26 protein-coding genes are annotated in these 25,447 nt (G+C 67.5%); 11 read left to right on the forward strand and 15 right to left on the reverse strand.

What is annotated here, in order from left to right; translation table 11 throughout:
* Positions 1-12: 12 nt before the first annotated feature.
* On the reverse strand, positions 13-318 hold the full coding sequence (locus tag QTH97_RS24765; protein ID WP_286571145.1) for a 2Fe-2S iron-sulfur cluster-binding protein: 306 nt from the start codon (positions 316-318) through the stop codon (positions 13-15).
* Positions 319-328: 10 nt separating this feature from the next.
* Positions 329-1,060 carry an iron-containing redox enzyme family protein gene (locus QTH97_RS24770; RefSeq protein ID WP_286571146.1) on the reverse strand — a complete coding sequence of 244 codons (732 nt, stop codon included), beginning with the start codon at positions 1,058-1,060 and terminating at the stop codon, positions 329-331.
* A gap of 159 nt (positions 1,061-1,219) precedes the next feature.
* Here QTH97_RS24770 and QTH97_RS24775 point away from each other — a divergent pair, with 159 nt between their 5' ends.
* The 4 genes from QTH97_RS24775 to QTH97_RS24790 are packed head-to-tail and all read left to right on the forward strand — an operon-like array spanning position 1,220 to position 5,004.
* Positions 1,220-2,680 carry an aldehyde dehydrogenase family protein gene (locus QTH97_RS24775; RefSeq protein ID WP_286571147.1) on the forward strand — a complete coding sequence of 487 codons (1,461 nt, stop codon included), beginning with the start codon at positions 1,220-1,222 and terminating at the stop codon, positions 2,678-2,680.
* Positions 2,681-2,709: 29 nt separating this feature from the next.
* A complete protein-coding gene (locus QTH97_RS24780; RefSeq protein WP_286571148.1) occupies positions 2,710-3,189 on the forward strand; it encodes a GlcG/HbpS family heme-binding protein in 480 nt (159 codons plus the stop codon).
* A gap of 4 nt (positions 3,190-3,193) precedes the next feature.
* Positions 3,194-4,201, forward strand: a complete 1,008-nt coding sequence (locus QTH97_RS24785; RefSeq protein ID WP_286571149.1) for a 2Fe-2S iron-sulfur cluster-binding protein — start codon at positions 3,194-3,196, stop codon at positions 4,199-4,201.
* A 23-nt stretch (positions 4,202-4,224) separates the two neighbouring features.
* Positions 4,225-5,004 (forward strand): SDR family oxidoreductase, encoded by a 780-nt coding sequence (locus tag QTH97_RS24790; protein ID WP_286571150.1) that lies wholly within the window; start codon positions 4,225-4,227, stop codon positions 5,002-5,004.
* Here the strand turns inward: QTH97_RS24790 and QTH97_RS24795 are convergent.
* Genes QTH97_RS24795 through QTH97_RS24810 form a run of 4 tightly spaced genes read right to left on the reverse strand, consistent with a single transcriptional unit; the run spans position 5,001 to position 8,415 of the window.
* Positions 5,001-5,669 carry a cysteine hydrolase family protein gene (locus QTH97_RS24795; protein ID WP_286571151.1) on the reverse strand — a complete coding sequence of 223 codons (669 nt, stop codon included), beginning with the start codon at positions 5,667-5,669 and terminating at the stop codon, positions 5,001-5,003. The genes QTH97_RS24790 and QTH97_RS24795 overlap by 4 nt on opposite strands.
* A gap of 30 nt (positions 5,670-5,699) precedes the next feature.
* Positions 5,700-6,563, reverse strand: a complete 864-nt coding sequence (locus QTH97_RS24800; protein WP_286571153.1) for an ABC transporter permease — start codon at positions 6,561-6,563, stop codon at positions 5,700-5,702.
* A 14-nt stretch (positions 6,564-6,577) separates the two neighbouring features.
* Positions 6,578-7,384, reverse strand: coding sequence for an ABC transporter ATP-binding protein (locus tag QTH97_RS24805; RefSeq protein WP_286571154.1), 807 nt, complete (start codon positions 7,382-7,384; stop codon positions 6,578-6,580).
* The gene (locus QTH97_RS24810) at positions 7,384-8,415 is read right to left on the reverse strand and encodes an ABC transporter substrate-binding protein (RefSeq protein WP_286571155.1); all 1,032 of its coding nucleotides are present in this window, start codon (positions 8,413-8,415) and stop codon (positions 7,384-7,386) included. Before QTH97_RS24810 ends, QTH97_RS24805 begins: the two co-directional genes overlap by 1 nt.
* 435 nt (positions 8,416-8,850) lie before the next feature.
* On the opposite strand from QTH97_RS24810, the gene QTH97_RS24815 reads away from it, so the two are divergent.
* The 6 genes from QTH97_RS24815 (at position 8,851) to QTH97_RS24840 (ending at position 15,337) form a co-directional block, all read left to right on the forward strand.
* The gene (locus QTH97_RS24815) at positions 8,851-9,540 is read left to right on the forward strand and encodes a hypothetical protein (RefSeq protein ID WP_444813468.1); all 690 of its coding nucleotides are present in this window, start codon (positions 8,851-8,853) and stop codon (positions 9,538-9,540) included.
* Between the two features lie 104 nt (positions 9,541-9,644).
* Positions 9,645-10,382: a protein-L-isoaspartate(D-aspartate) O-methyltransferase gene (locus tag QTH97_RS24820; protein WP_286571156.1), complete on the forward strand. Its 738-nt coding sequence runs from the start codon at positions 9,645-9,647 to the stop codon at positions 10,380-10,382.
* 13 nt (positions 10,383-10,395) lie between these two features.
* Positions 10,396-12,810, forward strand: a complete 2,415-nt coding sequence (locus tag QTH97_RS24825) for a spermine/spermidine synthase domain-containing protein (RefSeq protein ID WP_286571157.1) — start codon at positions 10,396-10,398, stop codon at positions 12,808-12,810.
* Between the two features lie 73 nt (positions 12,811-12,883).
* Complete coding sequence (locus QTH97_RS24830) at positions 12,884-13,684, forward strand: alpha/beta hydrolase (protein WP_444813469.1); 801 nt, start codon at positions 12,884-12,886, stop codon at positions 13,682-13,684.
* A gap of 64 nt (positions 13,685-13,748) precedes the next feature.
* Positions 13,749-14,849 carry a phosphatidate phosphatase App1 family protein gene (locus QTH97_RS24835; protein WP_286571159.1) on the forward strand — a complete coding sequence of 367 codons (1,101 nt, stop codon included), beginning with the start codon at positions 13,749-13,751 and terminating at the stop codon, positions 14,847-14,849.
* A 23-nt stretch (positions 14,850-14,872) separates the two neighbouring features.
* Positions 14,873-15,337, forward strand: a complete 465-nt coding sequence (locus tag QTH97_RS24840) for a DUF4262 domain-containing protein (RefSeq protein ID WP_286571160.1) — start codon at positions 14,873-14,875, stop codon at positions 15,335-15,337.
* Here QTH97_RS24840 and QTH97_RS24845 read toward each other — a convergent pair.
* The 5 genes from QTH97_RS24845 to QTH97_RS24865 form a co-directional block, all read right to left on the reverse strand.
* A complete protein-coding gene (locus tag QTH97_RS24845) occupies positions 15,327-16,280 on the reverse strand; it encodes a hypothetical protein (RefSeq protein ID WP_286571161.1) in 954 nt (317 codons plus the stop codon). The two genes, QTH97_RS24840 and QTH97_RS24845, sit on opposite strands and share 11 nt — an antisense overlap.
* Before the next feature lie 111 nt (positions 16,281-16,391).
* A complete protein-coding gene (locus QTH97_RS24850; protein WP_286571162.1) occupies positions 16,392-18,116 on the reverse strand; it encodes an IlvD/Edd family dehydratase in 1,725 nt (574 codons plus the stop codon).
* 19 nt (positions 18,117-18,135) lie between these two features.
* A complete protein-coding gene (locus QTH97_RS24855; RefSeq protein WP_286571163.1) occupies positions 18,136-18,720 on the reverse strand; it encodes a putative pterin-binding protein in 585 nt (194 codons plus the stop codon).
* An 11-nt stretch (positions 18,721-18,731) separates the two neighbouring features.
* A complete protein-coding gene (locus QTH97_RS24860; RefSeq protein ID WP_286571164.1) occupies positions 18,732-19,130 on the reverse strand; it encodes a nuclear transport factor 2 family protein in 399 nt (132 codons plus the stop codon).
* Positions 19,131-19,227: 97 nt separating this feature from the next.
* Positions 19,228-20,289: an alpha/beta fold hydrolase gene (locus QTH97_RS24865; protein ID WP_286571165.1), complete on the reverse strand. Its 1,062-nt coding sequence runs from the start codon at positions 20,287-20,289 to the stop codon at positions 19,228-19,230.
* Positions 20,290-20,352: 63 nt separating this feature from the next.
* On the opposite strand from QTH97_RS24865, the gene QTH97_RS24870 reads away from it, so the two are divergent.
* The gene (locus QTH97_RS24870; protein ID WP_286571166.1) at positions 20,353-21,054 is read left to right on the forward strand and encodes a DUF899 family protein; all 702 of its coding nucleotides are present in this window, start codon (positions 20,353-20,355) and stop codon (positions 21,052-21,054) included.
* A 100-nt stretch (positions 21,055-21,154) separates the two neighbouring features.
* Here the strand turns inward: QTH97_RS24870 and QTH97_RS24875 are convergent, their stop codons facing one another.
* From QTH97_RS24875 to QTH97_RS24890, 4 genes are all read right to left on the reverse strand, one after another.
* On the reverse strand, positions 21,155-21,784 hold the full coding sequence (locus QTH97_RS24875; protein WP_286571167.1) for a 3'-5' exonuclease: 630 nt from the start codon (positions 21,782-21,784) through the stop codon (positions 21,155-21,157).
* Positions 21,781-23,601, reverse strand: coding sequence for a putative nucleotidyltransferase substrate binding domain-containing protein (locus QTH97_RS24880; RefSeq protein WP_286571203.1), 1,821 nt, complete (start codon positions 23,599-23,601; stop codon positions 21,781-21,783). The genes QTH97_RS24875 and QTH97_RS24880 overlap by 4 nt, the downstream gene beginning before the upstream one ends.
* 69 nt (positions 23,602-23,670) lie before the next feature.
* Entirely contained in the window at positions 23,671-24,441 is a 771-nt protein-coding gene (locus QTH97_RS24885; RefSeq protein ID WP_286571168.1) for an SDR family oxidoreductase, read from the reverse strand.
* 106 nt (positions 24,442-24,547) lie between these two features.
* Complete coding sequence (locus tag QTH97_RS24890; protein WP_286571169.1) at positions 24,548-25,447, reverse strand: pseudouridine synthase; 900 nt, start codon at positions 25,445-25,447, stop codon at positions 24,548-24,550.

Genomic DNA, 25,447 nt, shown 5'->3' on the forward strand with positions numbered 1-25,447 from the left:
GAGAGCGATGCGTCACGCGGGCAGCGCGTCGTCCTGCGCGAGCTCCACGTCTTGCTGGACCCAGAGCTGGCAGGCCAGGCGCCAGCCGGCGTCGAGCCGATCGCCGAGCTGCTTCTTCTCCTTCCAGTTGGGCGGAGGGAGATGCTCGGCGCCAGCCAAAACGCGGCAGGCGCATTTCGAGCACTTGCCCATGCCGCACTCGTAGCGCAGGTGCGGGTAGGGAAACTGCTTGATGCCTGCGCGCACCACGAGGTTGGTGTTCTCCTTGACCTCGTCGCTGTAGACCTGGCCGCCCTTGTGGAAGGTGATGATGGGCATGCGCGGCCGCTCAGGCGGCTTCGAGCGCCGGTTGGGCCGCCGCTTCGACGGCCACGTAATCGTGGTACAGCGCCGTCGTGTAGAGCAGGCGCATCTGGGCGCCGACCTCGCAGATCTTCAGGCAGCGCTGCTGCAGCTCGACGGTGGTCGCGTGCTCCAGCACGATCTGGTAGCCGCGCTCGCCGTGGATCTCGTCCGAGACGATGTGCAGGTCGAAGAACTCCACTTCTTCGTCCGTGAAGCCGTACTTGTCGCGCAGCGTGGGCGTCTGCTTGCGGTAGATCGAAGGCACCTGCGACTCCAGCCCCACGACGAGGCCGGCGACGGCCACGATCGGGTCTTCGCGCATCGCCACGGCGTAGCACCAGCTCTGCAGGCCGCGCGTGGTGGGTGACATGTTGTCGGGGTCGGTCACGCGCTCGCGCGTGGTGCCGCAGGCTTCGGCGAAGCGGATCAGCAGGTCGGTGTGGCGGTCGCCGCCGATCTCTTCCTCGTACATGTTGGCAAGCAGGAAGTCCTTGGCTTCGGTGTAGCGGTCGGGCATGCGTGCATACAGATAGCCCAGGTAGTCGGCGAAGGGGCCGACGTAGTGGTAATGGTTTTCCGCCCAGCGAGCGAGGTGTGCGCGACTCAGCGTGCCGCCGGCCCAGGCGAGGCTGAACGGGGATGTGTTGGCGCTCTTGCCCTTGATGGCGTTTTCGAGAGCGGTCCGGAATTCGTCGCGATTCATGAGGGCGGGCATGCGGGCTCCTGGTTCGAGAGGTGGATGGGTGGACTCATCATGAATACTGTATACCAAATAGCCTGACTTCTGCAACTAGGCTCCCTGAGAAAGGCGCAATCTTGCCTATCTTGTTGGTATACAGTATTCTTAAAAAGACAATCACTGAACTATCCGGACATGACCCACGCTCCATTGGCACTTTTCCAGAACCACATCGACGGGGCTTGGGTTTCCAGCCGAACCGATCGCACCTTCGACGACATCGACCCTGCCGACGCCCGCCAGGTGGTGGGGCGCTTCCAGGCTTCGTCCGCCGACGACGCCAGTGCGGCCGTGGCGGCGGCGGCGGCGGCTTTCGATGGCTGGCGGAAGACGCCTGTGTCCCGACGCGCCGCGATCCTCAACGCCGCGGCGCAATACCTGGAAGCCAATGCCGCGCAGTTCGCCGAGGAACTCACGCGCGAAGAAGGCAAGCCGCTGGCGCAGGCTCGCGACGAAATCCTGCGTTCGGCGCAGACGCTGCGCTTCTATGCGGTGGAGGGCCAGTCTTTCTCGGGCGAAACCTTCCCGCAGGATGACCCGGACATGGTGGTCTACAGCCAGCGCGAGCCGCTCGGCGTGGTGACGGTCATCAGCCCGTGGAACTTTCCGGTGTCGATCCCCGCGCGCAAGATCGCGCCGGCGCTGGTGACCGGCAACACCGTGGTCTTCAAGCCGTCTTCGGACGCGCCGCTCTCGGGACTGCGGCTGGCCGAGGCGCTGATCCAGGCCGGCCTGCCCAAGGGTGTTCTCAACTTCATCACGGGGCGCGCCTCGGAGGTCGGCCCGGTCATCACCGAGTCGCCCGCGGTGCGCGCCATCTCCTTCACCGGCTCGACGGCGGCCGGCGAGCAGATCCACCGCGCCGCCGCCATGACCACGCGCACCCAGATGGAACTGGGCGGCAAGAACCCGCTGATCGTGATGGACGACGCCGACCTCGACAAGGCTGTCGATCTCGTCATCAAGGGCGGCCTGTCGCTCAGCGGGCAGGCCTGCACCGGCACCAGCCGGGTGCTGGTGATGAAGAAGGTCAAGGCCGACTTCACCGACAGGTTGGTCGCCAGGGTGCGCGCCCTCAAGGTCGGCAGCGGCATGACGCCCGGCATGGACATCGGCCCCCTCGCCACCCGCAAGCAACTGGAGACGGTGCTCGGCTATATCGAGATCGGCAAGTCCGAGGCCACGCTGCTGTGCGGTGGCGAGCGGCTCGTCGACGGCGAATTCGCCCATGGCTTCTACGTGGCGCCGGCGATCTTCACCGACGTGACCCAGCAGATGCGCATCGCCCGCGAGGAGATCTTCGGGCCCGTGATCGCGATCATCGAGGTCGACAGCTACGAGGACGCGATCGCCAAGGCCAACGACACCGAGTACGGCTTGTCCGCAGCCATCTGCACCACCAGCCCGGTGCACGCGCACCGCTTCGCGCAGGACATCCAGTCGGGCACCGTGAAGATTAACCGCACCACCACCGGCAACCTGATCAACGCGCCTTTCGGCGGACTGAAGCGATCGAGCACCTCGACCTTCCGCGAGTCGGGCCGCACCGGGCTCGAGTTCTATACGCAGATCAAGACCGTCTACCGCGGCTGCTGATCCTCCCTTCCCTCTCGCAGAGATACCTCATGAAAACCGCGCTCAAGCTCGAACTCGAAGAAGCCCGCCTGATGATCGCCGCCGCCATCCGCAAGGCGGAGGAGATCGGCGTGCTCGAAACCATCTGCATCGTCGACGACGGTGGCTACCCGATCGCCATGGAGCGCATGAATGGCGCCCGCATCACCGGTCCGCAGATCGCGTGGAACAAGGCCTTCACGGCCGCCGGCCACAAGCGGTCGACGCACCTGTTCAACACCTTGCCCAACGGCCCCGCGCTGCCGGGCAACGAGGCCTTCGGCATCCAGTGGAGCTTCGAGGGCAAGTTCGCCGTCTTCGTCGGCGGCTTCCCGATCGTGGTCGATGGCAGTGTCATCGGCGGGGTCGGGCTTTCCGGCGGCAATGGCGAGCAGGACACGAAATGCGGCGTGGCCGCGCTGCAAGCATTGCATGAGCTTCTCGAAGCCAAGGGCCATGCCGTGGTGGTCGAGGCCGACATCAAGAAGTAGGGCGATGGCTTTTCGAATTCAGTGGCTCGACACCGCGCAGAGCTTCGAGGCCGCGCCCGACGAATCGGTGCTCGACGCAGCCCTGCGGCACGAACTTCGGCTGTCGCACGAGTGCCGTTTCGGCGCCTGCGCGACCTGCCGCATCAAGCTCGTCGAAGGCTCGGTGCATTACGACGATTTCCCGCCCGGTCTGACGCCCGGGGAGGCAGCGGAGGGCTATGCGCTGGCGTGCCAGGCCAAGCCGGCGAGCGACCTCGTGATCAGCGCCGCGCGTCGCTTGCCGCCTTGCTCCGAGCCGGCCCGCCACCTGGCCACGGTGACGGCGCTGCGGCCGCTCGCCGACGACGTGTTGCATCTCTCGCTCGAAGTGCCGCCCGAGGCAGGGCTGCTGTATCGGCCCGGCCAGTACATCAACATCCTGCTGCCCGAGGGCGGGCATCGCAGCTTCTCGATGGCGTCGCGGCCGCATCCGCGGGCGCTCGACTTCCACATCCGGCGCATTCCCGAGGGCCGCTTCACCAGCGGCCACGCCGCGCGGCTGAAACCGGGCGACCGGCTGCCGGTCGAGCTGCCGCACGGCAGCTTCTGCTTCCATGCGGAGGACTACCGGCCGCTGCTGATGGTGGCGACCGGCACCGGGCTGGCGCCGATCAAGAGCATCCTGGAGTCGCTCATGGACGACGGCGAGTGCCCTCCGGTGTGCCTCTACTGGGGCATGCGCACCGAGGCGGACCTGTACCTGCACGACGAGATCCAGCGCTGGGCGGATCGCCTGTGCGAGTTCCGCTACGTGCCTGTGCTCTCGCGCGCAGGCGCGGACTGGACAGGCCGTCGCGGGCATGTGCAGCAGGCGGTGGCGGAGGACTTCGAGGATCTTTCGGAACACGCCATCTACCTCTGCGGCTCGCCGGCGATGATCGGCGACGCGAAGCGGATCTTCCTGGCGCGCAACGCCAGCGTCGATCATCTGTACAGCGACAGCTTCACCTTCCAATCCACCGCCACGGCCTGAGCCGGGGCACGCAAGGAATCCCGATGGACCTCGGCATCTCTCGGCGCACGGCGCTGGTCTTCGGCGGCAGCAGGGGCATGGGCCGCGCCTGTGCACGGCAACTCGCGATGGAAGGCGCGGAGGTGGTGATCGCCGCACGCACCGAGGGCACGCTGCGCCAGGCGGCGGCGGAACTGGCAGCCGAGACCGGCGCAGCCGTGCGCTTCGTGGTTGCGGACATCACCACCGCGGAAGGCCGCAATGCCGCGCTGGCCGCCTGTCCCTCGCCCGACATCCTCGTCAACAACGCCGACGGCCGGCCCCCGGGCGATTTCCGCGACTGGACGACGGCCGACTGGCATGCCGCGCTGGACGCCATGATGCTCGGCCCGATCGAGATGATCCGCCGCACCGTCGATCCGATGATCGAGCGCGGCTTCGGACGCATCGTCAACATCGTCTCGCGCAGCGTGAAGACGCCGCAGGCCGAACTGGGCCTTTCCAACGGTGCGCGCTCGGGGCTGGTCGGCTTCGTCGCGGGCCTCGCGCGCCAGACCGTGCGCCACAACGTGACGATCAACAACATCCTGCCCGGCGTCTTCGCGACCGATGCGCAGCGCCATCACGTCGAGGGTCTCGTGAAGGCCGGTGGCCCGCCCTTCGAGGTGTTGTGGGAGGAGCGGGGCCGCAACAACCCGGCGGGTCGCTTCGGCCGCGCCGAGGAGGTGGGTGCGCTCTGTGCGTACGTGTGCTCCGTGCACGCCGGCTATGTCACCGGGCAGAGCCTGCTGATCGACGGCGGGGCCTACCCCGGCACCTTCTAGGCCTGCAGCCGCTCGCCGATCTCGTCCACGCTCAGCACGTCGCCGAAGAACAGCATCCAGTTGTGCAGCGAGTGCACGTGCTCTTCCGGCGTGACGGCCGAGAGCGCGTCCTCCACCATCACGGTGGCGTAGTTCATCATCATGGCGTCGCGTGCGGTCGACTCACAGCAGACGTTGGTGACGGTGCCGCCGACCAGCACCGTCTCGATGCCGCGCTCTTTCAGCACGGCGTCGAGCGGTGACGAGCCCGGCACCAGCGCGCTGTAGCAGCGCTTGACCACGCGTGGGTCTTCGGGCCGCGCGTCCAGGCCCGGCGCGAGCTGGAAGCCGGGGTGCGAGCGGCCGAGTTCCAGCAGGCGGCGCGCGCTGCGCTCCGGCGTCAGCATGTAGGCGTGGTGGTGCGACCAGAAGCTGTCGGCGCCGTCCGAGCAGGTCTGCACCCAGACCACGCTGCCGCCGGCCTCGCGCAGCGCCGAGGCGAGCGCATTGACCTTGCCGAAGGTGGCGCGCGCCGGTGCGCACTCGCCCAGGTAGCCGGGCTGCGTGTAGTAGTTCTGCAGGTCGACCACCACGAAGGCAGTGCGGCTCGCATCGAAGCGGGGGTAGGGGTGCAGCGTGCCTTGCCGCGCGATCACGCGGTCGACGATCCAGGCGGGGAATTCCATCGTGTGTCTTGGCTCTCTGTTCTCTCGGGTTCAGCCGTAGCGGCGTGCGAGCGCGCTTTCGATGCGGGCGATGACGAGATACATCAGTGCCGACATCAGCGCCAGCACCACGATCGCGGTCATCACGATATTGAGCTTGAAGATCTGGCTGCCATTGACGATCAGGAAGCCCAGCCCCTCGCTGGCCGACTGGAACTCGCCGACGATCACGCCGACCAGCGACAGCCCGATGTTCATCTTGAGCGCCGCGATCAGCGTCGGCACGCTGCCGGGCAGCACGACCATGCGCAGTACTTGCGCGCGGCTCGCACCCAGCGTGGTCGCCAGCTTGATCTTGTTGGGATCGGTCGACTGGAAGCCGTCGTACGCGACCATGATCGTCACGAAGATCGCGATCGCGACCGCCATGCCGTACACCGAGTATTCCGAGCCCAGCCAGATGTAGAAGATCGGCACGAAGGCGATCTTCGGCATCGCGTTGGCGACGACCAGGAAGGGATCGAGCACCTTGTTCGCGAAGCGCGACCACCACAGGCCCGCCGCGATCGCGACGCCGAACACCATGCTGAGCACGAAGCCGACCAGGGTCGCCTTGAAGGTGGCCCAGGTGTGCATCAGCAGATGGCCGTTCTGCAGCAGGTCGACGAAGGTCGGCCAGAGCGCGCTCGGGTAGCTGGTGAGCATCGGATTGACCACACGGGTCTTGGCCAGCAGCTCCCAGAGGCCGAAGAAGGCCACGAGCAGCAGCAGCCGGCTCACGAGCACCAGGGTCTTCTCGCGGCGCTGACGCGCCAGCCAGGCCGCGTAGGCAGCGCTGGGGGCCTTGTCGGCCGCGACGGCGGGCTGTGAGGGCAGGGCCGCAGTGGGCATCGTCATCGAGGGGCTTGCATTCATGTCGGCGCTCACGTTCATCCTTCGACATGCACGTCGAGCTCATCCCAGAGCGTGCCGAAGTAGGTGTTGAATTCGGGCAAGGCGCGCGCCTCGAAGGGCGTCGGGCGCCTGCCGTGGCTCGGGAAGCTCATCAGGTGCTCGGACTTGATGCGGCCGGGGCGGCGCGACAGCACCACCACGCGGTCCGTCATCGCGATCGCCTCGCCGATGTCGTGCGTCACCAGCACGACCGACTTGCCCTCGCTGCGCAGCACCTCGACCACTTCGTCGGCGATGGCCAGCCGCGTCTGCGAATCGAGCGCCGAGAAGGGCTCGTCGAGCAGCACCACGTCGGGGTTGGTCACCAGCGTGCGCGCCAGCGCGACGCGCTGGCGCATGCCGCCCGAGAGCTGGCGCGGGTAGTGGTGCAGGAAGTCCCCCATGCCGCACTTGTGCAGGAGATGGATGGCGCGTTCGCGCGCCTCGCGCATGTTGCGCTTCTGGATCTGGGCGCCGAGCAGCGCGTTGTCCAGGATGCTGCGCCACTCGTAGAGGTAGTCCTGCTGCAGCATGTAGCCGATGCTGGGGGAGGGGCCGTTGACGGGCTTGCCGTCCACCGTCACGCTGCCGGAGGAGGGTTCGAGGATGCCGGCGATGATCGACAGCAGCGTGCTCTTTCCGCAGCCGGACTGGCCGATGATGCTGACGAACTCGCCGGGCGCGACGGCGAGGGAGATGTCGTCGAGCGCCTGGGTCTCGCCCTGCAGCGTGAAGTAGCGCAGCGAGACGTTGCGTACGTCGATGCGCGGCCGTCCGGCCGCGGAAATGCCGGCCGCTGCCATCACTTGGCCTTGGTGGCGAAGTCGGTCACGACGACCTGCTCGTACTTCACGCGCTTGCCGCTTTCGAGCACGCCGCTGGTCGTCAGCATGTCCTGCAATTGCTCGACGGCCGCCTTCTCCACGAGCGGCGAGGTCTTCCAGAGCTTGTAGCCGCGATAGCGCTCGATCGCCTTGACCAGTTCGGGCTGCGACATGCCGGGGAAGAACTCCGCGATCTGCTTGGCAAGGTCAGCGGCCGGTGCGGCCTGCACGTACTTCTGCGCCCGCGCCACGGCGTTGGTCCAGGCCTGCAGCACCTCGGGGTTCTTCTGCATGAAGGTGTCGGTGGTGGTGAACACCGTGTAGTCGACCGGACCGACCTCGCTGCCGATGGACGCCATGACGAAACCGTTGCCGTCCTTCTCCAGGTTGCCGGCCTCCGGTTCCAGGAAGATCGCGTAGTCGTTCTGGCCGGCCATCCAGGCACCGGTGCGTGCGGCCGGGCCGATGTTGTTGACCAGCTTCAGGTCCTTCTTCGGGTCGAGTCCATGCTTGCGCAGGGCGGCTTCGAGGAACACGTCGGGGTTGGAGCCCGGCCGGAAGGCCATCACCGATTTGCCCTTGAGCTGGTTCCAGTCGAACGCGCCGCTGACCGGCTTGCGCGCCATCAGCAGGAAGCCGTCGGTCGCGGTGAGGCCGGCGAAGATCTTCGGCTTGGATGGCGACTCGCTGTTGGCGACATAGATGGAGGCCTCGGGGCCGATCAGCACGATGTCCGCGCTGCCGGACAACAGCGCGGCCATGCCCTTGTCGGTGCCCTGGGAGGTCTTCATGCCCACGTCGAGGCCGGCATCCTTGAAGTAGCCCTGGTTCAGGGCGACGTACATCGGCACGTACAGCACCGAACGGATGACTTCCTCATAGCGCACCTTGGTCAGGGGCTTGGCGGGCTGCGCGGCGGCCTCGCCGGCAAGGGACACCAGCCCCGCCGCCATCGCGAGCGCCGGCACCAGTCGGACGAGTGCCGGTATACGGCGCGAGAACAGAGACATCAGGAACCTCCGGTGTGAATGAGTTAATACAGTATGCAAAACGTGGGCCAGAAAGCAATCCTGCAATGCACCACTGCCGCGACGCCGGCAACCCCTCTGGCAAGGGGGAGTCGACGCGAGACGGGGGCGATCTCCCTTGGAAATGTGCGCCATCGAAGCATCGCCGCACCATTCCGGCGCGCGGGAATGCCAGGCTGGCGCAGTGCCCCTTGGAGATCACCTTTGGTCATTATGGAATACTGTATACCGTTTGTGTTGTCGATTTCTAGTCAATTACCCCATGCACCCACGCGAGTCGTCACGGCAGGCGCCCCAGCTACGGGCTTGGCGGGGACTGGTGGAACCGTGGTGGCCGACCCCCGGTTGCCGCTCCCATAATCCGCGCAGCCTGGCCCCGGGTGGCTCGGCCAACCTTCAACCTTCAACGGAGGAACTATGTCCAGACGCTTTTCCCGGCCCCTGCGGGCAGTCCTGATCGGGCTTCCGATCGTGATCACGGCCTGCGCGATGCAGCAATCCGGCAGCGCAGGTGGTGGTGGGCCGATGAGTTTCTTCGTGACCAGCGTGGGTGCCGGCAAGGGCGCTGACCTGGGCGGGATCGCGGGTGCCGACAAGCACTGCCAGAACCTGGCCACCGCCGCAGGCGCGGGCGGCAAGACCTGGCGCGCGTACCTGAGCACGCAGGGCAAGGACGGCGTCCCCACGGTGAACGCGCGGGACCGGATCGGCAAGGGCCCGTGGAGCAACGCCAAGGGCGAGGTGATCGCGCGTGACGTCGACCAACTGCACGGGGCGAACAACGTCACGAAGCAGACGGCGCTGAACGAGAAGGGCTTGCCCGTCGAGGGCCGCAGCGACACGCCCAACCGCCATGACATCCTGACCGGCTCGCGCGCCGACGGAACGGCCTTTTCGCCGAACGACACGGACATGACCTGCGGCAACTGGACGCGCAGCGGCACCGAGGGCGTGGCCATCGTGGGCCATCATGACCGCTCGGGGCCGACGGCCGACCCGTGGGCGACATCGTGGAACTCGTCGCACCAGTCCCGGGGCGGCTGCAGCCAGCAGGCACTCCGCGGAACGGGCGGTGATGGCCTGCTCTATTGCTTCGCCGTGAACTGACGGCCTGCACGACCGGCCCTTCAGGCCGGTTCGTCCTCTTCCCGACCATGGCCTTGCGGCGCGCACTGGACCGCGGTTTCGTGCGCGTCCATGATCGCCGCACGATGGTCCCATCCATGGTTCGTGCGACGGCTGCGTGGCTTCTCCTGGCGACGGCGGGCGCCCATGCCGCGTCCACGCCGGACTTCGCTTCCGAGCGGCGGCGGATGATGGAGCAGATCGCCACGCTCGCACGGCAGACCAGCGACGAGACCGGGAGGCCCGCTTTCGACGCGCGCGTGATGACGGTCATGAGCGCGGTGCCGCGTCACGAGTTCGTGCCCGCCGACCAGGTCGATGTCGCGTACGCCAACCGGCCGGTGCCGATCGGCCACGGGCAGACCATCTCGCAGCCCTATATCGTCGCGTTGATGACCGACCTGGCGAAAGCGGAGCCGGGCCACAAGGTGCTGGAGGTGGGAACCGGCTCGGGCTATCAGGCCGCCGTGATGGCGCGGCTCACCCGCGCGGTCTACACCATCGAGATCATCGAGCCGCTGGGACTGCAGGCCACGCAGCGCCTTCAGCAGCAGGGCTACGGCAACGTGCAGGTGCGCCTGGGCGACGGCTACCACGGCTGGGAGGAGCACGCGCCTTATGACGCCATCCTCGTGACCGCGGCGGCGAGCCACATCCCGCCGCCGCTCATCCGCCAGCTCAAGCCCGGCGGCCGGATGGTGATTCCGGTGGGCGCGGCGTTCATGGTCCAGCAATTGATGCTCATCGAGAAGAATGCGGACGGAACGGTGTCGACACGGCAGATCCTGCCGGTGGCCTTCGTTCCGCTGACCGGCCGGCGCTGAGCCCGGAGTGCCGATGGCCGCCGCGCCGCTGATCGCCGTGGCCCTGATCTCGGCCGCGGCGCTGGCCTACGAGATCCTGCTGATGCGGCTGTTCTCGGTGATCCTGTGGCACCACTTCGCCTACATGATCATCAGCCTCGCGCTGCTCGGCTGGGGCGCCAGCGGCGCGCTTCTGACGCTGGTGCAGCGCGCGGCGCAACAGCATTTCGCTCCGCTGTTCTGCGCGGCGGCCGCGGGGTTCGGCCTCAGTGCGATCGGCTGCTTCCTGCTGGCGCAGCGCGTGCCTTTCAATCCGCTGGAGATCCTCTGGGACCCGCGCCAGCCGGCCTACCTGCTGTCCGTCTACCTGCTGCTGCTGGTTCCCTTCCTGTGTGCAGGGGCCTGCGTGTGCATGGCCCTGTCGCGCTTTCGCGGGCAGGTGTCGCGCATCTACAGCGTCGACATCCTCGGCGCGGGGGCGGGAAGCCTCGGCATCGTGGCGCTGCTGTTCGTGCTCTCGCCGTCCGATGCATTGCTGCTGATCGGCGCGCTGGGCTGCGTCGCGGCGGCGGTCGCGTGGCTGGAGTGCGGTGGGCATCGGCGCTGGCCGGCGTTCGCGCTGGCGGCGCTGGCCGGCGCGCCCTTGCTGCTGCCCCCGGCCTGGATGGCGCCCGTGATGTCCCCCTACAAGGAGCTGTCGCAGACCTTGCGCATTCCCGGCGCGCGGGTGGTGGCGCAGCGATCGAGTCCGCTGGGCCTCGTCAGCGTGGTCGAGAGCCCCCGCATTCCGCTGCGCCATGCGCCCGGCCTGAGCCTGACTGCGTCGACCGAGCCGCCGCCGCAGTGGGGTGTCTTCACCGACGGCGAGGGACTCAACGCGTTGACCCGCTTCGACGGGCGGCGCGCCAGCCTGGCCCATCTGGACCAGATCAGCTCGGCGCTGCCCTATCACCTGCTGCGCCAGCCGCACGTGCTGGTGCTGGGCGCCGGCGCAGGGGCGGACGTGCTGCAGGCGCACTACCACGGCGCTCGCCGCATCGATGCGGTGGAACTGAACCCCCAGGTCGTCGAATTGGTGCGAGGCCCCTTCGCGGACGCGGCGGGAGACGTCTACGGGTCGATGGCGAGCGTGCACGTGGCCGAGGCGCGCGGCTTCATCGCGGCCAGCCGGGAGCGCTACGACCTCATCCAGGTGGCGTTGCTCGATTCATTCAGTGCTTCCTCGGCCGGCCTGTACGCGCTCGCCGAGAACTACCTCTACACGGTCGAGGCCTTGCAGGACGACCTGCGCCACCTGCAGCCCGGCGGGCTGCTGGCGGTCACGCGCTGGGTCACGCTGCCGCCGCGCGATGCGCTCAAGCTCTTCGCCGCCGCCGTGGTGGCGCTGGAGCGATCGGGCGTCGGCGATCCCGCATCGCGGCTGGCGTTGATTCGCAGCTGGAAGACCAGCACCCTGCTTGTCAAGCACGGCGCGCTCACCGGCGAAGAGATCGCCGCGATCCGGCGCTTCTGCGTCGAGCGATCCTTCGACGTGGCTTTCTACCCCGGCATGCGGCGGGAGGAGGCGAACCGCTTCAACGTGGTCGAGGGCCCTGACCTGTTCGATGGCGCGCAAGCCTTGCTCGGTCCGGGGCGCGACGAATTCATGGCGCGCTACAAGTTCCACGTCGAGCCGGCCACCGACGACAAGCCGCATTTCTTCCACTTCTTCAAGTGGCGCTCGTTGCCGGAACTCCTGTCGCTGAAGGAGCAGGGTGGCCTGCCGCTGCTCGAATGGGGTTATCCGGTGCTGGTGGCCACGCTGGTGCAGGCGGCGGTCGCGAGCCTGTTGCTGATCGGGCTGCCGCTGGCATGGGTCGCGCGGTCCGGCGCGCGGCAGAACGGGGGTGCGTCAGGAGTCGCACCAGCGGCGGTATCGCGCGGGCGCGTGCTGGCATATTTCCTCGCGATCGGCTTCGGCTTCATGTTCATCGAGATCGCGTTCATCCAGAAGTTCGTGCTGTTCCTGAGCCATCCGCTCTATGCAATTGCCGTGGTGCTGTTCGCGTTCCTGCTCTTCGCCGGCATCGGCAGCCGCGTGTCCGGCCGGCTGAAGGGTTGCCCGGTGGCGGCGGTGGTGGGCGCCATTGCCGTGTCGGCGGTGTTGTGCCTGTTCCTGCTGCCCTGGCTCTTCCAGCATGCGATGGGCCTGCCCGATGCGGTGCGCATCCTGATCGCGGCGGCGCTCATCGCCCCGCTGGCCTTCTTCATGGGCATGCCTTTTCCGCTGGGCCTGACCCGGGTGGAGGCGGCCGACGCGCGCCTCATTCCGTGGGCCTGGGGCATCAACGGCTGCGCCTCGGTCACCGCGGCGGTGCTGGCCACCTTGCTTGCGATCCACATCGGTTTCGCTGCGGTCGTCGTCGCGGCGCTGGTCCTGTACGGGGTGGCTGCCATGGCGCGTCCCTGACGCCTTGCAGGGTTGACAGCGCATCGACTTCGCCAAAGGATGGCTTGCCACCGAACTTTCGTAACGGGTTTGGATGAAACCTGCTGCCGTCATGCTTTGGCTCGTCACCGCCTGCGCCATCGCGCTGGCAGCGCCCGCCATGTTCCAGGACAGTCTTCTCTATCACCCCGCCCGGGCACAAGCCGCCGACATGGTGTCCGCGGGCCTCGTCGCCTGGCCGAAAGAGGGCGAGTTCCGCGGCCTGGTGGCGGAGCCGTCCAGCCCGGCGCGCGGCACTGCGCTCGTGTTCCACGGCAACGCGGGCCACGCCGGGCACCGCGACTACTACGCCACGGTGCTCACCCGTCTCGGCTTGCGCGTGATCCTGGCCGAATACCCGGCGTATGGCCCGCGCGATGGAGCGCTGGGCGAGCGCAGCTTGGTCGAGGATGCCGCGCAGACCATCTCGCTGGCCCATCGGCTGCACGGCCCGCCGTTGCTGCTCATCGGCGAGTCCCTCGGCGCCGGCGTGGCTGCCGCGGCGGGCGTGCGGCAGCGCGAGCAGATCGCGGCACTGATGCTCATCACGCCGTGGGACAAGCTCGAAAACGTCGCGGCCTTCCACTATCCGTGGCTGCCGGTCACCTGGGTGCTGAAGGATCGCTACGACAGCTCGGCGAATCTCGCGTCGATCGGGCGCCCGGTTCTGGTGGCCGTGGCCGAGCGCGACCGCATCGTTCCCGCGCGCTTCGGCACGGCGCTGTATGAAGCGCTGCCCGGTCCCAAGCGGCTCGAGGTGGTGCGGGCCGCCGACCACAACGACTGGATCCGGTATGTCGACGATGCGTGGTGGCGCAGCGCAGTGGCATTCCTGCTGGGCGGGCCGGGCCGGTAGCATGGCCTGCATGCATCTGTCGACGAACCCGGACGGGAACCGGTTGGAGAGGAAGCGATCGGCCATGAAAGACCTGCGGAGCCACGCGCTCGGCGTCCTGTGCATGGGCGTGCTGGTTTCGACGCTGCAGGCGGCGCCGCTCGACGCCGACGAAGAGGTCATGTTCGTGCCCGGCATTGCACGCACCACCGACTCGGGAGCGATCGAGGTCGATGTGCATGCCTGGCTTCACGAGAAGGAACCGCTGCTCGTGGCGCATCGCGTGCTGGCGCGCTACCTGGATCTCGATCTCAAGCAGCTTTCGCCGGTCGAGCGTGCGCGCTTCAACCGGCGCGCCGCGTTGTTTCGAACCGAATCGGAAGAAGACAACGTGATCGAGCTGGTGATCGAGGGCGTCAACGGGCGCGTAGCCTTGCCGCCGACGGCAAGGAGCGGGCGCAGCGACGACAGGCTGCTGCTCGATGCCGGCGTGGCGCGCGGACCGGAGCAGGTCGTCCGCTTCCGCGCCTACACGGCGCTGACCGACCCGCGCCGCTTCCGGGGGGAGGCGCGGCTCGTGCCGGCGCAGGGGCTGTCCGTGATCTCGGACATCGACGACACCATCAAGCACACCGACGTACGCAACCAGCGCGAGATGCTGCTCAACACTTTTGTCCGCCGGTTCACGCCGGTCGAGGGCATGGCATCGCACTACCGCGCGCTCGCGGCCGGCCCCGACACGCGCTTTCACTACCTCTCGTCGAGCCCGATCCAGCTTTATCCGCCGCTGGCGGATTTCCTGGCGAGCAGCGGGTTTCCCGCCGGCAGCGTGCACCTGCGCGAGAGCACGACCTGGCGCACGCTGATCCCGTCGGAAGGCGAGTCGCGCACGCACAAGCTGGCGGTCATCGAACGCCTGCTGGCCGACTTTCCGCAACGCGGCTTCCTGCTCGTGGGGGACTCCGGCGAAGCAGATCCGGAAATCTACGGCGAGATCGCGCGCGCGCACCCCGGGCAGATCCGCGGCATCGTCATCCGCGACGCGACGCGGGAGCCTCGCGAATCGACGCGCTACGCCAAGGCCTTCGAAGGCGTGGACGAGCGTCTCTGGCACGTCATCCATGAGCGGGACGCCTGGCCGGTCTCGTTGTCGGCGTCGATGCCGGCGAGCGCCCCTGCGCGCTGAGTCGCGGCGAAAGGGCGGGATCGATGTTCATCCAACCCGAAGTCGTCGCGACTCTCAGGCGCCGCGTCGCGCGGGAAGGCTGGGCCATGGCAGGCGTCGGCACCCGGAACGCGGCCGTGACCTATGTGTACACGGTCGGGTTGCAGAAGACCTTCAAGCATCCGGACCTGATCATGTTCGGCATCGCACCGGCGCAGGCCATGGGCGTGCTCGACGTCATCGTGCAGCGCGTGAAGGAAGGCGAGCCGGTGCACGAAGGCGTCATGATCCTCGGCGCCGCGCAGATTCCCTTGATGCCCCGGTTCGCGGATGCCGGGCGCGTCGAGCTGCTGGTCCCTGCCCAGCTTGCGCGCGGCAGGTATGACTACGTGCAGATCGTCTGGCCCGATGGGAAGGAGCGCTTTCCCTGGGAGGCCGGGTTCGACAAGAGAAGGCTTCGGTCCCAGTCGTTCCTGTTCGACGTCGGGGCGGGTCCGTTCAGTCCTTGAGCCCGGCCAGCGCGCGCGCTTCGCTCTCGTAGTCGGGGTAGGACGCCTTCATCACCGCGCCGTTGAGGATCATCTCGGCCATCAGCTCGCGCGACGCCGCGTCGAAGACGCGGGTCCGGACCCAGACCGATTCGGTGCGCGCGCTTTCGCTGAGTGCGATGATCTCGCGCTCGAGCTCGTAGTCCTTGTCGACGAAGAGCGGCCCGTTGATGAGGCGGATCTCCTGGCCGGCGAAGAGCCCGACCGCCGGCTTGCGCCCGCTCAGGCCAGATTGCGCGGAGGTCGAGCCCAACAGCACGCTGATCATCTCGGTCGGGATGATCGGCCGCCCCCAAGGGGACTGCGCGCCCGATTCCCGCGTGTACCACGGGCTCGGCTCGGTGATGACCTTCAGCTTGTCGGCCAGCGTGAACGGATAGTGGTCGCCCATGTGGGTGTCGAAGCCCATGCGGACCTTCTCCACCACCGCACCTCGCTGCCCGACCTTGAGGTCGCGATTGATCACCAGCCCCGTCGGTGGCCGCAGCTTGGCGATGCGCAGTGGCAGTTCGTGCGGCAGGCCGGCGGCGTTGCCGACGGAGGCCGTGCCGGTCAGCACCGGCGTGCCGTCGCGCTTTTCCGCATGAATGCGCACGAAATGGGTCTGGGCCGGATCCGGCTGGACGAAGGCCCGGACTTCCTCGCCTTCCACCACCATGTTCTGGTAGTGCGCACTGATGCAGCCGGTCTCGAACCAGGCCTTGCCGAACACGTGATACAGCAGGGGATCGAACTGGCTGAAATGCGTGGGCCCCTCGATCGGGCCGGCCCGCAGTCCGAGGCCTTCCGCCATGGCATCGTCGTGGATCGATTTGTGGCCGTCGTAGCGCTGGTCCGCCAGCATCTGCCGGGGCTGGCGCAGTGGCCCGCACAAGGCAGGAACGGTTGTAAAGGGTGCGGTCACAGTCGGTTCCCCATGGGTAGAGAGGACGGCGATTCTAGGAGGGCAGGGCTTGTCGGAATGTCCCACTCGAGACCTGCGCCGGGGCCTTCGCGCGCAAGGTTCCGCTCGTCGTCACGGCTGTTCCGGCACCTTCCCAACCATCGTTTCCGCCCGCAGGAAGTCAAAGTCCACGCCTTGGTCCGCCTGCGTCACGGTCTCGAGAAACAGCTTCCGATACCCGCGGGCAGCGCTCGGCACGGTGACAGGCGACTCTTGCGCCCTGCGCGCCAATTCCGCATCGGACACCAGCAGCGCAATCTCGCGGTCCCGCACGCTCAAGCGAATGCGGTCGCCGTTTCGCACATGCGCGAGCGGACCGCCAATGGCCGACTCGGGCGTCACGTGCAGGACGATGGTGCCGAACGCTGTCCCGCTCATGCGCCCATCCGAGATGCGCACGATGTCCTTCACCCCCGCACGCGCCAGCTTGCGAGGAATGGGGATGTACCCCGCCTCGGGCATGCCTGGCGCGCCCTTGGGGCCGATGTTCTTCAGCACCAGCACGTCCTGGGCGGTGACGTCCAGGTCGTCGCTGTCGATGCGGGTCAGCAGGTCCTCGGTGTTCTCGAACACGACGGCGCGGCCCTCGTGCTCCATCAGTCGCGGGTCCGCGGCCGACTGCTTGATGATGGCGCCGCCCGGGGCCAGGTTGCCGCGCAGCACGGCGATGCCGCCTTGCGGATAGATGGGGGCGGTGATGGGCCGCACGACGTCCTGATTGAAGCCGGCGCCGTGACCCTCGATCTCTTCGCCCAGCGTGCGGCCGGTCACCGTCATCGCGTCGAGCCGCAGCAGCGGCTTGAGTTCGCGCAGCAGCGTTGCCATGCCACCCGCATGATGAAAGTCTTCCATGTAGTGCTGCCCCGATGGCTTCAGGTCCAGCAGCACCGGTGTCTCGCGGCCCATGCGGTCGAGTGCGGCCAGATCGATCTCCAGCCCCATGCGTCCCGCGATGGCGGTCAGGTGCACGATGCCGTTGGTCGACCCGCCGATCGCAAGCAGCACGCGCATCGCGTTCTCGAAGGCGGCGGGAGTGAGCACCTTGTCGATGGTCAATCCGTCGCGCGCCATCTGCACGGCCTGCGTCCCGGTCTGCTCGGCGATGCGAATGCGGTCGGCCGTGACGGCCGGTGGCGATGCGCCGCCCGGCATCGTCATGCCCAGCGCCTCGGCGATGCACGCCATGGTGCTGGCAGTGCCCATCACCGAACACGTGCCGACGCTGGCGACGAGCTGATTGTTCACGTCCGCGACTTCGTCCTCGTCGATCTCGCTCGCGCGGAACTTGCCCCAGTAGCGGCGGCAGTCGGTGCAGGCGCCGACGCGCTCGCTGCGGTGGCTGCCGGTCAGCATCGATCCGGTGATGAGCTGGACGGCGGGCATGCCTGCCGAGGCCGCGCCCATGAGCTGCGCGGGCACGGTCTTGTCGCAGCCGCCGATGAGCACCACCGCGTCCATCGGCTGCGCGCGCAGCATTTCCTCGGTGTCCATCGACATGAGGTTGCGCAGGTACATGCTGGTCGGCGCGGCAAAGCTCTCGTGGATGGAGATGGTCGGAAACTCCATCGGCAAGCCGCCCGCGAGCATCACGCCCCGCTTCACCGCCTCGATGAGCTGGGGCGCGTTGCCGTGGCAAGGGTTGTAGGCACTGCCGGTGTTGGCGATGCCCACCACGGGGCGGTCGAGCGCGGAGTCTGTGTAGCCCGCGCCCTTGATGAAGGCCTTGCGAAGGAACAGGGAGAAGCCCTGGTCGCCGTAGCTGGTGAGGCCTTTCCTGAGGCCGGTCGGCTTGTCCATGGTCTTCAGGGCGAAGCGATCAACCGCGCGAGACTTCGATGCTGTACAGCCCCCAAGGGCACAGCGCGAATCGCTCCTTGAGCGGCTTGTCCTTGAAGGCGGCGAGCGTGTCGGCCTCGTAGATCGCCCACTGCGGACCGAGCCCGCCGAGCGCGAGCGGCGTGCCGTCGATCTCGGTCGCCACGATCATGCGATATGCACGCGCGTTCGCCATGCTCAGCGGCACGACGTAGCCATCCACGGCGCGAAGGGCGATCGTCACTTCGCTGGTCGTCGGCACACCTGCCGCCTCCAGCACGCTGGTCAGCAGCGGGCCCGCCAGCCCATGCATCTTGGCGTCGTATTCGAGCGTGGCCTTGATGCGAACGGAGGCCAGGCGCTGCAGGGCGTCCGAGTCGAACACGTAGGCCTTGTCGAACTTGACGCCATGCTTCACCAGCAATTGGTCGAGCGCCGGGTCGACCGCGCCCCGGTTCGACTTGCCGATCGCTCCGCTCACGGTGAGCAGGCCCGGACCCTTGCGGGCCGGGTCGGCCGCCAGTGCATCGACTGCGGGCCACAGTCCGGCGAGCGTCGCCGTGCCCAGGAAGTGACGTTTGTTCATCCAGCCATTGTCTACCTCGCATGGAGCCGGGAGGCGGTATCGCCCGTCCCGACCCAGCGGCTGATCTTCGTGCCGTCCTTCAAGGTGAACACCTGGACCCATTCCGACTCATGCACCTTGCCATCCGGCAGCGCCCGGCCCTTGACGCGGCCGAGGACTGTCACGTGATCGGGCCCTTCGAGGAACTCGCGCGGCTCGAACTCCAGGATCTCATCGGCCTGGGCCAGCTTGCCGAACCACTCGGCCACCTGCTGCTTGCCCTTGCAGCTCCCGCCGTAGGGCGTGCCGGTGTCGGGAGTGGCGAGGAACTTCCATTCCACGTCATCCGCAAGGAGCTCCAGCAGCGCCGGAATGTCGCGCTTGCCGAATGCTGCATAGCCTTGCCTGGCGATCTCGGTGGGGGTGCCCATGGCGCTTCTCCTTGGAGTGAAGGGGCCATGAGTTTGCGCGCGGAAGGCCCGTCCCGAGCGGCCTTCATCGGCGTGCAAATGTAAGTGTTTTGTATTCTTATTGGGCCGGCGCCGCATCGAGCCATTGCTTCATCTGCGCCTTCCAGAATTTCGCGTTCCCGGTCGTGCCGTGGCCGCGCGTGTCTTCGCTGGCCGGGATCAGATGGAACTTCGCGTTCTTCAGCCGCTTGAGCTCGCGCTCCATGATGCCCAGCTCGGGCGGATTGCGTTCGTCGTCCGCCGAGTTGATGGCGAGCAAGGGCGCACGAATGCGCTCCAGTTGCGGCGCGGGGTTGTAGTCGCGCGATGAATCCCATTGGTAGAGGAAGTCGTTGGCGTCGGCCGTGAAGGGCGCGGCGAGCCGTGCATCCAGCAGCTTGTCCGCTGCCGCGCGGGTGGGTGCCATCTTCTGGTACGCCTGCGACCCTCCGTTGGAGACCATGCCGAAATAGGCGTTGGCCGCGCGAACGGCCTGGGGCTGCGTCGTGTAGTTGCCGTTGTTCCACGCCGGATCGTTGCGGATCGAATCGATGACGATCCGCCGCATCATCCAGTTGCGGCTCGACATCTCGGTGGGCTGTGAGGCCATCGGCACCAGTGCGTCCATGAACTCGGGGTGCTGGACGCCCCAGATCCACGTCTGCATGCCACCCATCGAATTGCCGATGACGAGGCGCAGGTGCTTCACGCCGAGCCCCTCGGTGAGGAGCCGGAACTGGCCCTGCACCATGTCGTCGTAGTTGTAGAGCGGGAACTTCGCCCGCAGGCCGTCGGACGGCTTGGACGACTTGCCGTGGCCCAGGGCGTCGGGAAGGATGACGAAGTACTTGCCGGCGTCGAGCGGCTGCCCCGGACCGAAGAGTTCGTCGCCGAATGCCGGCGACAGCATGCCGGTCCCCGAGCCGGCCGTGCCGTGCAACACCAGCACTGCCGGATTCGACGGCGAACCCAGCGTGGTGTAGTGCAGCCGCACTTCAGGCAGGACTTCGCCGGTGTGGAAGCGGAAGTCCCTTGCGATCCAGTCGCCTTCCTTGGCCGGTGGCGTGTCGGCCGCCCACGCAGTGAGCGCGGCGCAGCACAGAAGCAGCCATGTAGCGAACGTCTGACGCAGAATCCTCATGAATGTCTCCTTGGAAAACCGTCGTTGTTTTCCATACTCTAGGCGCAAACAAGGAGCAAAGGCATGCAACAAGCGCTGACCCCCGCCGCGGAGCTGGCGAAGAAGGCGAAGAGGCCATTCCCAGGTTCGTCGGCTGAATACGATGCCGCCAGGCAGGCCCTGCTGGCGGAAGAGATCGAGTTTCGTCGCCACATGACTCGAATGGTCGAGCAGCGCCTGGCGCTGCCGGCCGGCCCGGTGATCGAGAAGAAGTACCGCTTCAAGGACGAGCAGGCCTTCGAGGTCGGGTTGCTCGATCTGTTCGGCGACAAGGACACGCTGGTCACCTACTTCTGGATGTACGGGCCGCAGCGTGAACGGCCGTGCCCGATGTGCACCAACCTGCTCGGCGCATTGAACGGCAATGCCGCCGACATCAAGCAGCGCGTGGCGCTCAAGGTGCTGGGGCGCTCGCCTGTGGAGCGGCAGTACGCCTTCGCGCAGGAGCGTGGCTGGCGCGACCTGAACTTCGTCCAGACCGTCGGCGACGACTATGCAAGGGACATCGGCGTGTTGCAGCCCGACGGGAGCGAATACCCGGCGCTGGTCGTGTTCAAGCGCGACGGCGACAAGGCCCGCCTGTTCTGGGCCGGCGAGATGACGGGCGATATGGCAGACCCTGGGCAGGACCCGCGCGGCGCCCCCGATATCGCCTCGCTCTGGTCCATCCTGGACCTGACGCCGGGTGGGCGCGGCGCCGATTGGTATCCGAAGCTCCAGTACTGAGGCGCCAATCCGGCCTGCCGCCGCCGCCGCGCGCTCAGTTCGGCCCCATCGAGTCCATGGATCAGTCCGGCAGGCGCCATCGCCGATCACGTCATCGCGCCTACAAAAGGCTTCGCAGCTTCACGAAGGCCAGGCCGGCCATGACCGCATCGTCCAGCGCATCGTGCGCGGCGCGAAGCGGCAGCCCCAGGTCATCCATCATCGTCGCGAAGCGAAGGTCGATGGTGCCGCCGCGCAGGTGCGCCGGGAGCCGTCGGTTCCTGTAGTCGTAGTACATGGCCGACACCTCGATCTTCGGCTGCGGCAATCGCAGGCCGAGCAAGGGCCAGATCTCGCGATTGAGCATGGCTACGTCGAACTCCAGGTAGTAGCCCACAAGCGGACGGCTGCCGATGAACTCCATCAGGCGGCGCATCGCCTGCGCGGCATCGATGCCCAGCGCGACATCCTGTTCGCGCAGCCGATGCACGCGCACGTTCTCGGCCGTCATCGCCCGCTCGGGCCGCACCAGCAACTCCAGGCGCTGGCTGGTCAGCAGCCGGTTGCCGACGATGCGCACCGCGGCGATCGAGATGATGCGATCGTTGCGCACGTCCAGGCCGGTGGTCTCGCAGTCGACCGCCACCCATTCGCCATCCGGCGGCGCGTCGTACATGAATGCAAAGTGCGGGTCGGCCAAGTGGTAGAGCAGCCACTGGCGGCGCAATGCATCCGCCCAACGCGGCCTCATACGCCCCCCAGGTGGAATTGATATCGCACCAGCGCCTTGAAGCGCTTGACCACGGCGAGCGCATCCTTGAGCAGATCGCGTTCCAGGCTGCTCAGGCGTTCGACCTGCACGCTGCCGCTGACCGCATGCCCGGCATCCCATTCAGCCAGGCCGGCCTTCAGCTTGAGCCCCATCAGGAAGTGAAGACTGTCGGCCAGATCGTTGGCGAGTTCCGCCGGCAACCGGCCGCTGGCCACCAGTGCGTCGAGGCGCGCCGTCGTGCCCGTGGCCTGCACGTGATCGCGCAGCGCGAGGCTTCTCACGCCGTGCACGATCGGGAAGATGCCCGCTCGCTTCAGGTCGAGCGACTGCCGCTCGTGCTCGCCGAGAAGCAGCAGCCGGCTCCACCATCCGCCGGGCGCGTCGGGGAAAAGATCGACGGCCGCCGCAAACTGCCCGAGCAGCGCGTCATTGGCGACCACCAGGCGATCGATCTCGGCGCGCACGTCGCCGAGCAGCGAAGCGTCTCCGGCAACGGCGTGGGCGTCGATGAAGGTGGCCAGCGCCATCAGTCCTTCGGCATCGGGCAGGAGCAGCCAGCGCCGGACCAGGGTGCGGAAGTCGCTCGCGCGGTGCCGCCATGCCGGGTTGCTGACCATGATCCGGCCGGGGCAGTCGGGGTAGCCGAAGTCGCGCAGCGCCGCCGAGAATTGCCGGCATGCCGATTCCACGACGGCATCGCCGACCGGCGTGTCGTCCCGCAGGATCAGCCCGTTGTCCTGGTCGGTCTTGAGCAATTGCTCGCCGCGTCCTTCGCTGCCCATGACGAACAGGCAACTGTCGGCCAGCAATTCGGGCGGCGCGACCAGTTGCCAGGCACGCTCGAACAGCTTGGCGTTCAGCGCCTGCACCAGCCTGCCGATTTGCCCGACGCGCGTCCCGCCTCGGTACAGCAACGCGATGAAGCCCGTGATCTTCCCGGCCTCGGCGCGCAGCTCGTCGAGGCTCTGCGCGCGCACGATCCGCACCGTGATCAGGTACGAATGGTTCGACAGGAAGCTCAGCAGGTCGAGCTGCTCCAGCAGCCCGACGACGCGCGGCCCATCCGCCACGACCAGCCGGTGCACCTGGTGCCGGATCATCAAGGCGAGCGCGTCGAACAGCGGTGCGTCCGGGGCGATGCTCACCATCGGGAAGGTCGCGAGATCGCGCACCGGCCGTTGGCCCAGTGGCTGGCCGTCGACCACCGCGCGTTGCAGGCCGGTGTTCGTGAAGATGCCGAGCCGCTCGCCGTCGCGGACCAGCACGCTGCTGGAATGCTCGGCATGCATCAGCCGCGCGACGCTCACGATGTCGGCGCCCCCTTCGACGACGTGCGCCGGCCGCAGGAAGGCTTCCTCGACGCGCGACATCGTCAGCGCATGCATCTCGCGCTGCTCGTGGCGCTGCGCCAGTGTGTCCAGCTTGTTCGACAGGTCGGCGAACAGCAGCGAGCCGAAGGTCGCGTTGCGGGAGATCAGGTCGAGGACGGCGGCCTTGACCAGCAGGTAGGCCACCACCTCTTCGGCGGCAACGAAGCGGCCGCTGGCGCGGCCGGCCATCAGCGAGCGGCCATCGAAGCAATCGTTGGGGCCATAGCCTGCCACCGCCTCGCCGGCTTCGAACTGCGAGACGTGGCCCTTGATGACGATGAACAGGTGCGAGGGCTCGACCCCCGGCTCCAGGATCGCCTCGCCCTCGCGAAAGTAGGCGACGTCGACGCTGTCCCGGACTATCTTCCGCTCGGCTTCATCCAGGCAGTCGAAGGGCGAGGCCGAGAAGTCGAAGGCATTGGGCATGGCCGCGGGATGGGAAGGGCGAGACAAGCGTACGCAGCATACCGCCAGTCAGGCAACGCCCTCGCGCCCTCAGCGCGCGTGCGTGACGCCGCCGTCCACGATGAGCGTCGAGCCCACCACGTAGTCGCCCGCGCGCGAAGCGAGATAGATCGCGGCGCCGGCCATGTCCTCGGGCTCGCCGATGCGTCCCGCCGGGATGTTTCCCTTGATCTCGTCCCCGTGGTCGCGCGCCACCCGGTTCATGTCGGATGCGAAGGCGCCCGGCGCGATCGCGCTGACCGCGATGCGGTCCTGCGCAAGGCGCAGCGCCATGCGGCGCGTGAGCTGGATCAGGCCCGCCTTGCTCGCCGCGTACGAATAGGTTTCCTGCGGGTTGACCGAGATGCCGTCGATCGACGCGATGTTGATGACCTTCGCGAGGTGATCGGTGGCGGCCTTCTTGAGCATCGGCGTCAGCGCCTGGGTCAGGAAGAACGGCGTCTTGAGGTTGAGGTCGACCACCTTGTCCCATCCGCTTTCGGGGAACTCATCGTAGGGCGCGCCCCATGCCGCGCCGGCGTTGTTGACCAGGATGTCGAGCGAGCCCTCGTGCTTGGCGTAGGCGGCCACAAGGGCTTGCGCGCCTTCGATCGTCGACACGTCGGCCGGCAGCGAGACGCAATGGCCGAAGGCCGAGAGTTCCTTGGCGGTCTGGTCGCAGGCGGCGGCCTTGCGCGCCGAGATGTAGACGCGGGCGCCCTGCGCGAGGAAGCCCTCGGCGATCATGCGGCCGATGCCACGCGAGCCGCCGGTGATGAGCGCGGTGCGGCCCTTGAGCGAGAAGAGTTGGGTGGTGTCCATGTGATCTGTCTCCTGGAAGTGTTCGGCGCGAGCTTAGTGCGCCTTGCCCCCGAGCTGCGTCACATGGGTGCCAGCAGAGCCGGCAAATGCAGCCTGGCCTGCAGGCTCAAGGCGGGAGCGCGAGCGACCTGGGGCTCGTGAAGCGCCGTGCGCCGCCATCGACCGGATCGCGGAAGGCGATCTCCTTGGCCAGCAACTGCAGCGGCCGGTCGAAGTCGTCGCTGCCTTCGGGGCGAAGCTCGGGATAGATGGCGTCGTTGAGGATCGGCATGCCCAGAGCGGCGCAGTGCACTCGCAACTGGTGCCTTCTGCCGGTGACGGGCGACAGATCCAGGTGCGCCCATCCGTCGCGTTGCGCCAGCAGCTTGAAACGCGTCTCCGAATTGGGCTCGCCGGGCACTTCCCTCATGCGCATGAAGTGGTCGTCGGGTTCGAGCCGGCTGCGGTGAACGGGCGGCAGCGGGTGGTCGCCGGGCCATCGCACGATCGCCTCGTAGTGCTTGCTGATCTCGCGATCCGCGAACAGCGCGCTGTAGGCGCCCCGCGTGGCAGGCTGCACCGAGAACAGCACGATGCCCGCCGTTTCGCGGTCGATGCGGTGCACGGGCGCGAGATCCTGCAGACCCAGCTTGCGCTTCAGCCGCACGAGCAGGCTTTCCTGCACGTACTTGCCCACGGGCGTGACGGGCAGGAAGTGGGGCTTGTCCACCGCCAGCAGGTGCTCGTCCCGATGCAGGACGACTTCATCGAACGGAATGCGCGGCTCCGATTCGAGCGCACGGTAGTAGTAGACGCGCAGCCTCGGCTCGAAGCGCCGGGTCGGCGTGACGGGCACCCCGTGCTCGTCGACCACATCGCCTGCCTCGATACGGGCCTCCCACGTCGACCGGGGGATGGCGGCGAAGCGCTGCACCAGAAATTCGAGGACCGTGGGCCAGTCGCCGGTCGGCAGGGCGACGCAGCTCGGACCGACGCCATCGCGCAGGGGAAGCGGCAGAGTGCGCAT

It is taken from the genome of Variovorax gracilis (assembly GCF_030317115.1).
Classification (GTDB): Bacteria; Pseudomonadota; Gammaproteobacteria; order Burkholderiales; family Burkholderiaceae_C; genus Variovorax; species Variovorax gracilis.

Excerpts from the sequence above, each read along its gene's own strand:
- QTH97_RS24770 (WP_286571146.1), bottom strand. The coding sequence starts at position 1,060 with ATGCCCGCCCTCATGAATCGCGACGAATTCCGGACCGCTCTCGAAAAC.
- QTH97_RS24785 (WP_286571149.1), top strand. The coding sequence starts at position 3,194 with ATGGCTTTTCGAATTCAGTGGCTCGACACCGCGCAGAGCTTCGAGGCC.
- QTH97_RS24805 (WP_286571154.1), bottom strand. The coding sequence starts at position 7,384 with ATGGCAGCGGCCGGCATTTCCGCGGCCGGACGGCCGCGCATCGACGTA.
- QTH97_RS24795 (WP_286571151.1), bottom strand. The coding sequence starts at position 5,669 with ATGGAATTCCCCGCCTGGATCGTCGACCGCGTGATCGCGCGGCAAGGC.
- QTH97_RS24885 (WP_286571168.1), bottom strand. The coding sequence starts at position 24,441 with ATGGACACCACCCAACTCTTCTCGCTCAAGGGCCGCACCGCGCTCATC.
- QTH97_RS24840 (WP_286571160.1), top strand. The coding sequence starts at position 14,873 with ATGTTCATCCAACCCGAAGTCGTCGCGACTCTCAGGCGCCGCGTCGCG.
- QTH97_RS24775 (WP_286571147.1), top strand. The coding sequence starts at position 1,220 with ATGACCCACGCTCCATTGGCACTTTTCCAGAACCACATCGACGGGGCT.
- QTH97_RS24830 (WP_444813469.1), top strand. The coding sequence starts at position 12,884 with ATGAAACCTGCTGCCGTCATGCTTTGGCTCGTCACCGCCTGCGCCATC.
- QTH97_RS24825 (WP_286571157.1), top strand. The coding sequence starts at position 10,396 with ATGGCCGCCGCGCCGCTGATCGCCGTGGCCCTGATCTCGGCCGCGGCG.
- QTH97_RS24875 (WP_286571167.1), bottom strand. The coding sequence starts at position 21,784 with ATGAGGCCGCGTTGGGCGGATGCATTGCGCCGCCAGTGGCTGCTCTAC.
- QTH97_RS24860 (WP_286571164.1), bottom strand. The coding sequence starts at position 19,130 with ATGGGCACCCCCACCGAGATCGCCAGGCAAGGCTATGCAGCATTCGGC.
- QTH97_RS24800 (WP_286571153.1), bottom strand. The coding sequence starts at position 6,563 with ATGAATGCAAGCCCCTCGATGACGATGCCCACTGCGGCCCTGCCCTCA.
- QTH97_RS24865 (WP_286571165.1), bottom strand. The coding sequence starts at position 20,289 with ATGAGGATTCTGCGTCAGACGTTCGCTACATGGCTGCTTCTGTGCTGC.
- QTH97_RS24810 (WP_286571155.1), bottom strand. The coding sequence starts at position 8,415 with ATGTCTCTGTTCTCGCGCCGTATACCGGCACTCGTCCGACTGGTGCCG.
- QTH97_RS24790 (WP_286571150.1), top strand. The coding sequence starts at position 4,225 with ATGGACCTCGGCATCTCTCGGCGCACGGCGCTGGTCTTCGGCGGCAGC.
- QTH97_RS24835 (WP_286571159.1), top strand. The coding sequence starts at position 13,749 with ATGAAAGACCTGCGGAGCCACGCGCTCGGCGTCCTGTGCATGGGCGTG.
- QTH97_RS24780 (WP_286571148.1), top strand. The coding sequence starts at position 2,710 with ATGAAAACCGCGCTCAAGCTCGAACTCGAAGAAGCCCGCCTGATGATC.
- QTH97_RS24880 (WP_286571203.1), bottom strand. The coding sequence starts at position 23,601 with ATGCCCAATGCCTTCGACTTCTCGGCCTCGCCCTTCGACTGCCTGGAT.
- QTH97_RS24815 (WP_444813468.1), top strand. The coding sequence starts at position 8,851 with ATGTCCAGACGCTTTTCCCGGCCCCTGCGGGCAGTCCTGATCGGGCTT.
- QTH97_RS24850 (WP_286571162.1), bottom strand. The coding sequence starts at position 18,116 with ATGGACAAGCCGACCGGCCTCAGGAAAGGCCTCACCAGCTACGGCGAC.
- QTH97_RS24820 (WP_286571156.1), top strand. The coding sequence starts at position 9,645 with ATGGTCCCATCCATGGTTCGTGCGACGGCTGCGTGGCTTCTCCTGGCG.
- QTH97_RS24870 (WP_286571166.1), top strand. The coding sequence starts at position 20,353 with ATGCAACAAGCGCTGACCCCCGCCGCGGAGCTGGCGAAGAAGGCGAAG.
- QTH97_RS24855 (WP_286571163.1), bottom strand. The coding sequence starts at position 18,720 with ATGAACAAACGTCACTTCCTGGGCACGGCGACGCTCGCCGGACTGTGG.
- QTH97_RS24765 (WP_286571145.1), bottom strand. The coding sequence starts at position 318 with ATGCCCATCATCACCTTCCACAAGGGCGGCCAGGTCTACAGCGACGAG.
- QTH97_RS24890 (WP_286571169.1), bottom strand. The coding sequence starts at position 25,447 with ATGCGCACTCTGCCGCTTCCCCTGCGCGATGGCGTCGGTCCGAGCTGC.